Source organism: Rheinheimera salexigens, assembly GCF_001752395.1.
In the GTDB taxonomy this organism is placed as follows: Bacteria; Pseudomonadota; Gammaproteobacteria; order Enterobacterales; family Alteromonadaceae; genus Alishewanella; species Alishewanella salexigens.
Genome location: NZ_MKEK01000001.1, coordinates 1,976,272 through 1,989,192, shown reverse-complemented (window position 1 = coordinate 1,989,192; position 12,921 = coordinate 1,976,272). Strand labels below are relative to the sequence as shown.

The 12,921-nt window shown below is 40.4% G+C and carries 12 protein-coding genes and 2 tRNA genes; 11 read left to right on the top strand and 3 right to left on the bottom strand.

Features of this window, described 5'->3' with window-relative positions; all coding sequences use genetic code 11:
- Positions 1 to 436: 436 nt before the first annotated feature.
- Positions 437 to 513: transfer RNA gene (locus BI198_RS09085), tRNA-Met, on the bottom strand.
- Positions 514 to 567: 54 nt separating this feature from the next.
- Positions 568 to 644: transfer RNA gene (locus BI198_RS09080), tRNA-Met, on the bottom strand.
- A gap of 207 nt (positions 645 to 851) precedes the next feature.
- Here BI198_RS09080 and rlmKL point away from each other — a divergent pair.
- The 5 genes from rlmKL to rmf all read left to right on the top strand — a co-directional run bounded on the left by rlmKL (position 852) and on the right by rmf (position 7,614).
- On the top strand, positions 852 to 2,966 hold the full coding sequence (rlmKL, locus tag BI198_RS09075; RefSeq protein ID WP_070049265.1) for a bifunctional 23S rRNA (guanine(2069)-N(7))-methyltransferase RlmK/23S rRNA (guanine(2445)-N(2))-methyltransferase RlmL: 2,115 nt from the start codon (positions 852 to 854) through the stop codon (positions 2,964 to 2,966).
- 60 nt (positions 2,967 to 3,026) lie between these two features.
- Entirely contained in the window at positions 3,027 to 3,260 is a 234-nt protein-coding gene (locus BI198_RS09070; protein WP_070049264.1) for a glutaredoxin family protein, read from the top strand.
- Entirely contained in the window at positions 3,260 to 5,179 is a 1,920-nt protein-coding gene (gene uup, locus BI198_RS09065; RefSeq protein WP_070049263.1) for an ATP-binding cassette ATPase Uup, read from the top strand. Before BI198_RS09070 ends, uup begins: the two co-directional genes overlap by 1 nt.
- A gap of 26 nt (positions 5,180 to 5,205) precedes the next feature.
- Positions 5,206 to 7,038, top strand: coding sequence for a DUF3466 family protein (locus BI198_RS09060; protein ID WP_070049262.1), 1,833 nt, complete (start codon positions 5,206 to 5,208; stop codon positions 7,036 to 7,038).
- Between the two features lie 393 nt (positions 7,039 to 7,431).
- Positions 7,432 to 7,614, top strand: a complete 183-nt coding sequence (gene rmf, locus BI198_RS09055; RefSeq protein ID WP_070049261.1) for a ribosome modulation factor — start codon at positions 7,432 to 7,434, stop codon at positions 7,612 to 7,614.
- 182 nt (positions 7,615 to 7,796) lie between these two features.
- On the opposite strand, the gene fabA is transcribed toward rmf, so the two are convergent.
- Positions 7,797 to 8,309 carry a bifunctional 3-hydroxydecanoyl-ACP dehydratase/trans-2-decenoyl-ACP isomerase gene (fabA, locus tag BI198_RS09050; protein WP_070049260.1) on the bottom strand — a complete coding sequence of 171 codons (513 nt, stop codon included), beginning with the start codon at positions 8,307 to 8,309 and terminating at the stop codon, positions 7,797 to 7,799.
- A 161-nt stretch (positions 8,310 to 8,470) separates the two neighbouring features.
- Here fabA and BI198_RS09045 point away from each other — a divergent pair, with 161 nt between their 5' ends.
- The 6 genes from BI198_RS09045 (at position 8,471) to BI198_RS09020 (ending at position 12,921) form a co-directional block, all read left to right on the top strand.
- Positions 8,471 to 8,728, top strand: a complete 258-nt coding sequence (locus BI198_RS09045) for a hypothetical protein (RefSeq protein ID WP_070049259.1) — start codon at positions 8,471 to 8,473, stop codon at positions 8,726 to 8,728.
- 103 nt (positions 8,729 to 8,831) lie between these two features.
- Positions 8,832 to 9,695: a 6-pyruvoyl trahydropterin synthase family protein gene (locus BI198_RS09040; RefSeq protein ID WP_070049258.1), complete on the top strand. Its 864-nt coding sequence runs from the start codon at positions 8,832 to 8,834 to the stop codon at positions 9,693 to 9,695.
- A 167-nt stretch (positions 9,696 to 9,862) separates the two neighbouring features.
- On the top strand, positions 9,863 to 10,261 hold the full coding sequence (locus BI198_RS09035) for an acyl-CoA thioesterase (RefSeq protein ID WP_070049257.1): 399 nt from the start codon (positions 9,863 to 9,865) through the stop codon (positions 10,259 to 10,261).
- Between the two features lie 171 nt (positions 10,262 to 10,432).
- Positions 10,433 to 10,900 carry an Mpo1 family 2-hydroxy fatty acid dioxygenase gene (locus BI198_RS09030; RefSeq protein WP_070049256.1) on the top strand — a complete coding sequence of 156 codons (468 nt, stop codon included), beginning with the start codon at positions 10,433 to 10,435 and terminating at the stop codon, positions 10,898 to 10,900.
- Between the two features lie 109 nt (positions 10,901 to 11,009).
- Positions 11,010 to 12,110 (top strand): sensor histidine kinase, encoded by a 1,101-nt coding sequence (locus tag BI198_RS09025; RefSeq protein ID WP_070049255.1) that lies wholly within the window; start codon positions 11,010 to 11,012, stop codon positions 12,108 to 12,110.
- Positions 12,103 to 12,921, top strand: a complete 819-nt coding sequence (locus BI198_RS09020) for a LytR/AlgR family response regulator transcription factor (protein WP_070049254.1) — start codon at positions 12,103 to 12,105, stop codon at positions 12,919 to 12,921. The genes BI198_RS09025 and BI198_RS09020 overlap by 8 nt, the downstream gene beginning before the upstream one ends.

Below are 12,921 nucleotides of genomic sequence, written 5' to 3'. Positions count from 1 at the left end.
ATCCGCCACTAATTAAGTGATAGCTAATCCTATACTATCCATTCATTTCTTTGGAAGCGTATGATAAATGTCAACTATTAGCCTTTCCTTTGAGGCTCTAATTGCTCTTGTTGATGAACAGACCAGAGTAATGCTATGCACTTACGCAAAGTTTATGACAAATAATTACTGAAAACTGCGACTGCAAAAGCTTTTAGCGCGGGCGTTTACATACAAGAATTACAAACGTTATAGACTATAAAGTCTTGGCGAAAATTTGGATGAAGCTTATTTGTTTAATCTCGGGGTTGGATATCAGTATGAATTGGTTGCGGGAGTTGAATTTGTGACCTTCGCTTCGCGGTTATAAAGAGGAGCCCGACGAGTTTTCTTTATTACTATACTCATCCTCAAATTTCAGACACAAAAAAACCGACATTATAGTCGGCTTTAAAGTTGGTTGCGGGAGCTGGATTTGAACCAACGACCTTCGGGTTATGAGCCCGACGAGCTACCAGACTGCTCCATCCCGCGTCCATGTATTACCCTTGAGCAGATAAGGTAATATGTTGTTTTGCAATGACGAATTGGTTGCGGGAGCTGGATTTGAACCAACGACCTTCGGGTTATGAGCCCGACGAGCTACCAGACTGCTCCATCCCGCGTCCGTCTTTGCGAAGCGCATACTATGGGTTTTAGAATAACCTTGCAAGCGTTTGTTGTAGTTTATTATCACTAATGCAATCGTTTGCTGGATTTATGCCCAACTTGGCTTTTGTTTGTACATTTTTGCACTGATCTTTAAAACTAGATCTGTGTTGGGGGCACATTCTGATATACTAAGCGCCAATTTTGATGAGGGTTTGGTTAGCATGCTGGAATTCTGGGCGTTGACGTCTAAAGGTGTTGAAGAGTTAGTTGCGGATGAGATCCGTCAGCACGGTGGCGAAGTTATTAAAATGACAATGGGTGTAGTGCGCTTTAAAGCAGAACTACGCACTGCGTATCAATTATGTTTATGGTCGCGTATGGCAACCCGTATTATGCGTCTGATCCAATCAGAAGCTATTACTGCCGACAGCGACTTATACCAAGTGGCTTGTAAAATAGATTGGCCACAGCAAATGGCGTTAAGAAATACCTTAGCGGTAGATTGCGTGGGCAAACATGCCAAGATTGATAATACTCAGTTTGGTGCTATTCGCTTAAAAGATGCCATTGTAGATCAGTTTCGTGAAGAAACTGGCCACAGACCTGATGTTGACCGCATGAATCCGGATGTGCGCTTTCAGGTACGTTTAGATAGAAATCACTTTCATTTCTTACAAGATTTCTCGGGGCCTTCATTACACCAGCGTGGTTATAGAAGCGGCCAAGGTGAAGCTCCGTTAAAAGAACATTTAGCCGCAGCGTTGATTAAACGCTCAGGTTGGCAGATTGATCAGCCATTTTTTGACCCGTTTTGCGGTAGCGGTACCTTAGTAATTGAAGCGGCTTTATTAGCGTTAAATAAAGCGCCAGGATTAAGCCGTGAGCGCTTTGCCTTTGAAAGCTGGCCTGGCCATCGTGATGTAATTTGGCAGCAGTTAAAAGCAGAAGCTAAAGCCGCTGAAAAACCATTAACGACCAGTATTCAGTTTTATGGCTCAGATAGTGATGAGCGCGCCTTAGCTAAAGCGAAGCAGAATGCGGCTAAAGCCGGTATAAGTTCTATCACTCAGTTTAACTATGCTGATGCCACTAAGCTTAATACGGCCGTATCTAGCTCGGCGGGTGTGATAGTTACGAATCCGCCTTATGGTGAGCGTTTAGGTGAGTTACCGACATTAATTCCATTATATAGTCAGTTTTCATTAGCTTTAAAGCAGCATTATCAGGGTTGGCGTTTAGCAATTATTACCTCGAATGCCGATTTACTGCGTGCATTACGTTTATCTCGCTCTAAAACCTATAAGTTTACTAATGGTCCGTTAGATTGTGAGTTTACGTTATTTGATTTAACCGAGAAGCAAGTTGCGGTGAGCTCTGATGCACCCTCGTTGTTTTTTCAAGAAAGCACAGCTTTTGGTAATCGCTTAGCGAAAAACTTTAAACAGTTACAAAAGTGGGCTAAAAAAGAGCAAATTAACTGTTACCGTATTTATGATGCCGATATTCCTGAATATAACGTGGCAGTCGATTGGTATGACGGTGAAGTTGTGGTGCACGAGTATGCTGCGCCAAGCACCGTTGATGAACAAATTGCCCAAAAACGTTTATTTGATGTTGTGAACCAAGTACCACCGGTATTAGGTATTAAATCAGAGCAGATGATATTAAAAGTACGTGAAAAGAAAAAAGGTACTACCCAATATCAAGCGTTAGCGAATGCAGATAAATATAAACAGGTTACTGAATATGGCGCTACGTTTTTAGTTAACTTGCGCGATTATTTAGATACCGGTTTATTTTTAGATCACCGTATTACCCGGCACATGATCCAGCAGCAAGCAAAAGGTAAGTCGGTATTAAACTTATTTGCTTATACCGGCACGGCGTCTGTGCATGCGGCTATTGGTGGTGCGAGCAGTGTTACTACTGTTGATATGTCTAATACCTATTTAGATTGGGCCAAAAAGAACTTCACCATTAATGGCTTGCAGGGTTCACAATATAAGTTTGAACAAGCAGATTGTTTGCAATGGCTAAGCCGTTGTCGTGAGCAGTTTGACTTAATATTTGTTGACCCGCCAACATTCTCTAACTCGAAGCGGATGCAAGACAGCTGGGATGTGCAGCGAGATCATGTTGGTTTATTAAATAAATTAATCCCGCGGGTAGCCGTTGGCGGTAAAGTTATTTTCTCTAATAATAAACGCAAATTTAAACTGGATACCGAGCAGCTTATTGAAGCCGGTTGGCAGGTGAAAGATAATTCAGCCGCTACATTGCCAGAAGACTTTAAGCGTAATCCGCATATTCATGTTTGTTATGAGTTGACTCGTTAACATGCGTAATGACAATGCCTAATGACTATGCGTGATAAATAAGCGTCATGAATAAACGTTATGAATAAAGAAAGCATAACTCTGTATAGCACTTGGGGCTGTCACTTATGTGATAGCGCCGAGGCATTATTACGCCAAAACGGCCAAGCGTATCAGGTAATAGATATTGTTGACGATGCAGCAGCATTAGCAAAATATCGGTTACTTATACCTGTGATTGCCGTAGCGGATAAAGAATTAAATTGGCCATTTGATGCCGAGCAATTAGCAACCTGGCTTAAGGAAGTAGAATAGTGGAATTATTACGTTTTCAACAAGCGTGTTTAGCTTTTGGTACTCACCCTATATTAGACCATGTCGATTTTAGTCTATTTAGTGGCGAGCGAGTGTGTTTAGTTGGTCGTAATGGTGCCGGTAAATCGTCATTCTTAAAATTACTGACCGGTCAGCAAAATTTAGATGATGGCCAAATAGTGGTTAATACCGGTGTGGTATTAAGCCGACTGGAGCAAGATCCACCAGCAAAAATGGATGTGAAAATTGCCGACTTTATTCGTGAAGGCGCCGGTGATTTAGCCGAAAAACTACAGCAGTTTTATACCCTAGCTGAAAACCTTGAAGGTGCAGGCGATGCTGAATACCGGTTATTTGAGCATTTGCAATCTGAAATGGATACGCGTGACGGTTGGAGCTTAGACTCGCGAGTCGTCGATATCTGTCAGCAGTTTAATATGGATGGCGACGCTAGCTTAAGCACCTTATCCGGTGGTTGGTTACGTAAGGCCGCCTTAGCGCGGGCATTAATTGCTAAGCCAGATGTGTTATTACTCGATGAGCCCACCAACCATTTAGATGTTGAAGCTATTCAATGGTTAGAGCAGTTTTTATTGAATTTTAATGGTGCCATTATTTTTATTACTCACGATAGGGCATTTGTTCGTGCTTTAGCTACGCGCATTATTGATCTTGATCGGGGAGAGTTAACCTCGCATCCGGGTAATTACCAGATGTACTTAGATCGCAAACAAAAAATGCTTGAAGACGAACAGCAGCATAATGCGTTGTTTGATAAGCGTTTAGCGGAAGAAGAAGTGTGGATCCGCCAAGGCATTAAAGCACGCCGTACCCGTAACGAAGGCCGTGTTCGTGCTTTAAAAGAATTACGTAAAGAGCGCGCAGCCCGTTTAGATAAGTTAGGTAAAGTCGATTTTAATATAGAGCAAGCCGATCGCTCAGGTAAGTTAGTGTTTGAAGCCAAAGGCGTTTCTCAGCAGTTTGGTGATCACGTAGTTATTAAAGAATTAGATTTACTAGTTATGCGTGGCGACCGTATTGCCTTAGTTGGCCCTAATGGTGTCGGTAAATCGACCTTAATCAAATTATTATTGGGCGATTATCAGCATTCAGCCGGTGAAGTAAAGCGCGGTACTAATATTGAAGTGGCGTATTTTGACCAACACCGGATGGCACTAGATTTAGAAGCTACTGTGCAAGATAACGTGGCTGATGGTAAACAAGAAATTAACCAAAATGGTAGAACGCGGCATGTATTAAGTTACTTACAAGACTTTTTATTCCCGCCAGCACGTGCCAGAACGCCCGTTAAAGCCCTATCGGGTGGTGAGAAAAACCGTTTGTTATTGGCCAAGTTATTCGCCAGACCTAGTAATTTACTAATTCTCGATGAGCCAACCAACGACTTAGATGTTGAAACATTAGAGCTTTTAGAAGATATTTTACAACAATATCAAGGTACTGTGTTATTAGTAAGCCATGACCGTGAGTTTGTTAATAATACCGTGACTAGCTCCTTACTATTTATTGGCGATGGTAAAGTAGTTGAAATTGCTGGGGGTTATGACGATGTGACTGCTTATCAGCAACGGCAACAAGCGATAGCTGCAGCTAAGCCGATTACTAAGTCTAAAGCACCGGTAACAAATGCTAACCAAAAACCAGAGGTTGCTACTGCCGTAGCGACTACTGAAAAGGCCAAAAAAAAGTTATCATACAAAGAACAACGTGAATTAGAGTCTTTACCTTTACAAATTGAACAGCTAGAACAAGCATTAGCTAAGTTACAAGTAGAGGTAAACCAGCCTGAGTTTTTTAAAGCTAATGCTGAGCAGACCCAGACAACGTTGAACCAATTAGCCGAAACCGAGTCGAAGCTGGCGCAAGCGTTTGCACGCTGGGAAAAATTAGACGCATAATTAGAAGTGAATTTTAGGGGCACCGAATGAAGTTATCAGCTATTAGCATCGCGCTAATACCCATGTTAAGCCTAAGTGCTGCACAAGCCGCAGTGTACGATATTGTAGAAATTGGCGATGTGCCTGAAGTAAGATTTACGGCTGCGGCTGCATTGAATGATGCCGGTGAAGTTGTTTTTAATGGTGGTATTAGTAGCGCTAACTTAGCTAGCTCATCAGAACCTAGCTTTAGCGGTTTTTTTAATGGTGATGGCAGAAGTTATTATGATTTTCCGTTAGATTTAGATGCGATTGATTTCACTTCAGAAGCAGCAGTAGCAGCATTAACAGAAGAGCAAATAGCTGATGCCATGAATGGCATAACAGATGCGGTATCATTATCGATTTTAATGTCGCAAAACTTCGCAAGACAGCCAAAAGGGTTAGCACTACCGTATTTTAAAGCCACCAATGCCGATGCTCAAAATATTATTCTGCGTGATTTTACTGCAGCACCAGCTCGTGGTAATAGTGAATACTTATATGACATAAACAATCAGTCTGTGGCGGTAGGTATTGCTTCTACTCCTTTTACTAAGCAAAGCTTTACGCCTGCACCGACTGAAGAAACCCCAGAGCCGAAGGCTCAAGTAGTCTGGAGTCCAGAGGGCGCCATGGTATTAGGTACTGTGGTCAAAAATGGCGTTGTAACTACCATACCTGCACCTTATCAGGAAATGGGCGGCGGCTACTCGCTAGCACAAGCTATTAGCAATACGGGTTATATAGCCGGTGTTGCCAGTATAGGCATGACAGAAGAGTTTAAAACGAAAGTATTAGAAAAGTGCGATGGTACAACGCAACCTATCGCTGTTTGTCAGCATAATGAAATTGCGGCTAGCCCAGCCTTTATGGATGTATTAAATCCGCTGGTGTTTAATAACGCCATTACGAGTACATTTAACTATTACCAACGTGCAGGTATGTTGTGGCAATTATCGGGTGACACTCTGAGTGAACCTGAAATTTTAGGCTATTTAGGCGATAAAAATACCGGTTTGCCCTATGTAGGTGAAAATGCCATCGATAACATTAATTATGTTAGTCGGCCTAATGATGTTAATGATAATGGCATAGCGGTTGGTTGGTCTGTTTATAGTGATTCTAGCCGGGAAGTTAATTTTAACATAGGCGTTGGTCAGGCTATCAAGACAATAGAACGCAGTTATCAAGCCAGCTTATTTGCTGATGGCCAAGTGTTACCGTTAGTTGATCCAGTTGAATGGAGTCGTAGTGGTGCTGTTGCCATTAATAACAATAATATAGTTGTTGGTGGTGCGATTAAGATAATTAATAGCAACCAACGTACAAAAATGTTTATCCATGATTATAACCTTGGCACAACTGATTTTGTTGAAGGTTTTTTTCTAAGCTCAACAACTATTCCGCGCGCTATTAACGACAACAACATTATTGTTGGTAAAGCTGAAGCTATATTAGCTAATACAACCACGCGTCGTGATCGGGCTTTTATCATGGATTTAGCCGATAACAGCTTTAAAGATCTTAATACCTATCTTGACTGTAATTCTCCTTATACTCTAGTTGACGCAGTGTCGATTAATAACCAAGGTGAAATATTAGCCACAGCTTTAGTTGAAAAAGAGCAACGCGACATTAAAGGTAATTTAGTGCTAGATGCTGCTGGCAATCCGATTAAAGCTAATTTAACCACTACGGTTATATTAAATCCTATTGCGAATGGTGAACCAGAAAACTGTGGTGCCATTGAAGACACATATAGCCGCAAAAGTGGCAGTTTCTCTTTTGCTTGGTTACTGGGTTTAGCGCTACTAGGTTGGCGCAGAATAGCCCGTTAATTACCGCACGGTAAATTAACAATCTGCTTGTTAAGTTGTTGGTACCGTTTAGTCAATTGTTAGCTAATTAAGCGCTAATGATTGGCTAAGCGACTGGCAACTTTCTTTATTTTCTGTTTTAAATTTAAATATTTATACGCTTATTAACCATTTCAATTAATTGTTATAATAATCGGTTTCATTATGCCAAATAATTATAAACAATTTTGCAATAAAATATCACGTCACTTCATGCTGTTAGCAGTTGTCAAGCAATAAAGTTTAATAATCTGATTGAACCTTTGTTAGGTCTGAGCTATCAATATAGAGGTAGCCGATAGCAATATTCACAGGGTAGTGAGTTACCCGTAATTTTCGGTTATTTTATTAAACAAAGTTGAGGAAGACTGCCGTATGAAAAGACAAAAACGTGATCGTCTAGAACGTGCTCATGCTCAAGGTTATCGTGCTGGTGTAACCGGACGATCTAAAGAACTTTGCCCTTATCAGAATTTAGATACGCGCTCGCAATGGTTAGGAGGGTGGCGCGATGCGATTGAAGACCGAAATGTTGGCTTGTTTAATAGAGGACAGTAACTTTTATATTATTAACCTAAAAAGTAATTATTAACCTAAAAATCACTTAAACTAAGTGTTAATTAATAGAGAACTTAACAGTTAAATAAAAAAAGTAATTTCAAACGTAATAAAAATAAAGCCCCGTGATATCTCAGCGGGGCTTTTGTTATTTAGGGTGTAGCTAAATATTATTAACGGAGTTAAAAGTTAGAAGTATCTTGAAATAAACCCACTTTTAAATCTTGGGCAAAATAGATTTCGCGGCCATCTACGCTCACCACACCATCAGCAATACCCATAAATAATTTGCGTTTAATAACGCGCTTCATATTAAGCGTATAAGTTACTTTTTTGGCTGTTGGTACGATTTGGCCGGTAAATTTAACTTCACCTACACCTAAAGCGCGACCTTTACCCGGACCACCAGACCAGCCCAGAAAGAAACCTACCAGCTGCCACATGGCATCTAAGCCTAAGCAACCAGGCATAACCGGATCACCTTTAAAGTGACAGGCAAAAAACCATAAATCTGGAGTAATATCTAATTCAGCGACAATTTGACCTTTGCCATATAAACCACCTTCTTCCGAAATATGTACGATGCGATCCATCATTAACATATTGTCAGAAGGTAACTGACTATTACCTTCGCCGAATAATTCGCCATTACCGCAGGCTATTAAATCTTCTTTTGTAAAGCTATTCTTAGTCATGTATGTTTAATCCAATAAAAATGCTGGCTCACTTTAGCGAACACTTGTACGCTAAACAAGTCCGATTTGTGCTTCTACACCCATTGTGACTGTTATTATTAGCCAAAGTTGCCCATTTTCTTTGTTTTACTAACTTTAGCTTACTGAGAAAGAGTAGCCTGATGACAAATTCAACTGGAAAAGCCTTTAGTAACGCCGAAAAGCAACGGCGTTATCGTTCAAAACAAAAACAATCAGGAAAAAAAGAGTTACGCGGTTATTTAACCCCTGAAGCTTTAGCCTGTTATAACGAAATTCAAGACAAAACGGATTGGAATGACAGTTTACTTATCAGTAATGCCATTCGATTAATGTATGCCGCGCATAAATGTGGTCAAGTCGGCTTATTATACAGTTGGCTTACTGAACATAAACGATAAGCGTTTAAACGATAAGAGTATTAATGCTGGCTTTAGGCTGTAGTTAAGGGCCATTGCTGGGTATAATAGCTATCTATTTATTTGATAATTTTGAGAGCTGTAGATGATACTGTTTGTGCGCGACTTAACCGTAATTGATTTTTCATACCTGTGTACTGAACGCGGTATGCTTGGTGAAAGCTATATTGTTGACGTTGAGTTACATGGCAAACTAGATGATGTATCTATGGTGTTGGACTTTTCAATAGTTAAAAAGCGCATTAAAACCGCCATAGATAAATTAGTTGATCATAAATTAGCGCTACCAACGTTAGCGGCTGGTTTAACAGTAACTAGCGAACAAACACAGCAGTTAGTTAAGTTTGATTCTGCTAGGGGTCAAATTAATATGGCGGCACCGGCAGAAGCTATCGCGAGTATTGCGACCGACCAGATAACACCAGCAAGTGTTACCGAATTTTTGCAGCAACATATTATGCCGTTAATGCCTAGCAATGTTGAAAAGCTGGTGTTTACATTACGTCCAGAGCCTATAAGTGGTTTTTACTACCACTACAGCCATGGTTTAAAAAAGCATGATGGTAATTGTCAGCGTATAGCCCATGGTCATCGCTCAATGATTCAAATATATACCGATGGTATGTTATCGCCACGACTGAACAAGTACTGGTCTGAACGTTGGCAGGATATTTACTTAGGTAGCGTAGAAGATGTCTGCGAGCCTAAGCAGTTAGCATCGATAAAACCGGCAACTGAAACTGATATGTGTTTTCGCTATCAAGCACAGCAAGGCTGGTTTGAATTAACCATGCCAGCTGCTCATTGTGAGATTATCTCAACTGATACCACGGTTGAATGTTTAGCCCAGTACATTGTTAGTGAACTTGAGCAGCTTGATGCCAGTAAGGCTTATAAAGTTGTGGCTTACGAAGGCGTAGGCAAGGGCGCTATTGCTCAGTCCGTTTAAGCGTTACTTTCAGCTATGGCTATAGCCATTACTATAGCCATACTCCCATCCAGCTACACAACATGCTAACTGCCGTTAAGCCGATATCTTAGTACGAATAATGGTATAATCAGCCACTCGCTTAACTAGCGATTACAGTATAATTTACCCCCCTAATGGAGATGCCAATGAGAAATGAAGCGCTAATTGCCAAACGTATGGAACATGCTATTACCCGAGTCACTCGGACCGTGTTTCCTGGACGTACTAATCACCATAATACCTTGTTTGGTGGTGAGGCATTAGCATGGATGGATGAGGCGGCCTTTATAGCTGCAACCCGTTTTTGTCGCAAACCTTTAGTTACCATTAACTCTGATCGGGTTGATTTTAAAGAAGCCATTCCTGCTGGTTCCATTGTAGAAATAGTGGCTAAAGTTGTTCATGTAGGCCGCACAAGTATAAAAGTACAAGTCGATATTTTTGTCGAACACATGTATGACGATAATCAGCATCTTGCTATATCAGGTAATTTCACTCTGGTTGCGTTAGGTCCAGATCGTAAACCGACCCCCGTGCTTTCATAACTAAATAATAACTGCTTTTATAAAGGCTTATTACAGCTAAGAATGTAAGCAATGTTTGTACAATCATTAGCTTAACGCTACAGTGGCAATAGCGTTGCTAGAAACATAGCAGTTTAAGATATCGCAGTTTAAGATATAGTAGTTTTAGACAGGGTAGTTAGGGACTTTAATATGAAAACTGCGCAACAATGGTTTGATGAATATGGCCAAAGCCATAATAATGGTGTTAATAAAGCTATCCATTGGTTAGCGGTACCCATAATATATTTAACGGTATTAGGCTTGTTGTGGCAAATACCTATGCCCTTTACCTTGTTTGCCGAGCAACAAATTACCTGGTCATTAGTTGTTGCGATACCTATTCTCATGTTTTATTTCAATTTATCTTTTAGCATTGGTTTAGGCATGACCTTGTTTACTGCTTTAGGCGTGATGCTAATCCGCTGGTATCAATTAACCTTTACTACTGATGTTTGGCTAATATCAATACTGCTATTTATTGTGATGTGGATACTCCAGTTTATTGGCCATAAAGTGGAGGGCAAAAAACCGTCCTTTTTTCAAGATCTGCAGTTTTTGCTAATTGGTCCAGCTTGGTTATTGGGATTTATTTATCGCCGTTTTAATATTAAGTATTAAAGCAATGCGATTAACACAAGTTGAAATAGGCTCAGTCACTAGGTTGTTTGCGTTGGCTTTAGTTATAATCCAGCTATTGTTGTAATCTGTTTGTCTGCGGATAATTGTTTTGTATAAATTTTTTGAAGATCGCTCCCGTCAATTTTGGCTGCTGCACACCTTAGGCTGGCTCGGTTTTGCTATTGTTAACTACCTCGGATCTTTGGTTCAAGAAACCCGCGATGCTTACTTAATCGTTATCGGGTTAGATGCCTATATCGGTTGGTTAATTACTATTCCTCTGCGTTATGCTTTTCAACGAGTGTGGTTTTGGCCACCATGGAAAATGGTCATAACCGTATTACTGTTAGCTTTTGTCATTGCCGCAATATGGACTGCTGTTCGTAATTTTAATTATTGGGAAATTTATCGCCATGGTTCCAGACCGGGTGATTGGGTAAAATATATCCGCGATACGCCCGTGGCTTTTTATGTCATTCTAAGCTGGTGTGGTTTATATTTTGGTATTAAGTATTATCAAACGCTGCAGTTAGAAAAACAAAAATCTTTAACAGCAACCAATAAGGCGCACGAAGCGCAATTAAAAATGCTTCGTTATCAATTAAATCCGCACTTTTTGTTTAATACTTTAAATGCTATTTCTACCTTAGTATTAATTAATGAGTCAGACACCGCAAATAAAATGCTGTCGAGACTTAGTGACTTTTTACGCTATTCGTTGTACAAAGATCCGATAAATAAAGTTGCGCTGGAACAAGAGCTCTATGCGGCACGTTTATATTTAGAAATTGAAAAGGTTCGGTTTACCGAGCGCTTAACTATAGTGTTTGATATAGAGCCAGGTACAGAGCAAGCAAGAGTACCAAGTTTAATTTTGCAGCCATTAATTGAAAACGCTATTAAATACGCGGTGGCTAGCCAAATTAATGGTGGACAAATAACCATTACGGCTAAAAAGTTTGGCCATGATTTATTATTAGAAGTAGCAGATAATGGCCCCGGCATGACCATTACCAATGGCTTGCCCAAAACCAGTAATACCTCAGCAACAGCAGAAAGTGGCGTAGGGCTGGTGAATACCAAAGAACGTTTAGCAGCATTGTACGATAATGATTTTGCGTTAGTGTTAACCCACAATCAGCCAACAGGTTTAAAAGTAAATATTAGAATTCCATTACAACTAGAAAAAACGGAACGTGAACATGCTTAAGGTAATAGTAGTCGACGATGAACCTTTAGCTCGAAAGGGCATGCTGATTAGGTTGGCTGAGTTTTCTCAGTTAGAAGTCATTGCTGAGTGCAGCAATGGTGAACAGGCAATTAGTTGTATTAAAGAATTAGAACCAGATTTAGTGTTTCTGGATGTGGAAATGCCAGGCTTAGATGGCTTTGCGGTATTAAAACAATTACAAACAGCCAATATAAGCTTGCCTTACATTGTGTTTGTTACCGCTTACGATCACTACGCTTATAATGCTTTTGAAGTTAATGCGCTAGATTATGTGTTAAAACCAGTAGAGCCAGAGCGCTTAAGGCAAACGGTTGAAAAGGTTATTAAACTACATCAAGCTCAAGACACCCAAAAGCATAAAGGCCAGTTAGCCGAAGCGGTAGCCAAATTAACCGGTGATGAGACAGATAATATTTTACACCGCTTAGATAATGCCCAGCCAGTGGTAAATGATCGCTTCCCAGATGCAATTAGTATTAAAGACAGTGGTGAAATTACTCGGGTACCGGTTACGGCCATTGAATGGGTAGATGCGGCAGGCGACTATATGTGTATCCATACTAAAGATGGTCAAACTCATATTTTACGCCGCACCATGAAAGAATTAGAGCAAGAGTTAGATCCGCGTTTATTTGTCCGAGTGCATCGCTCTGCTATTGTTAATGTCCAGACTATAGCCAAATTACAAATGCTGGCTAATGGTGAACATCAATTAATGCTAACCAATGGTCAAGCGGTTAAAGTTAGCCGTAGTTATAAAGACCGGGTTAAACAGGTATTTAATCAATAA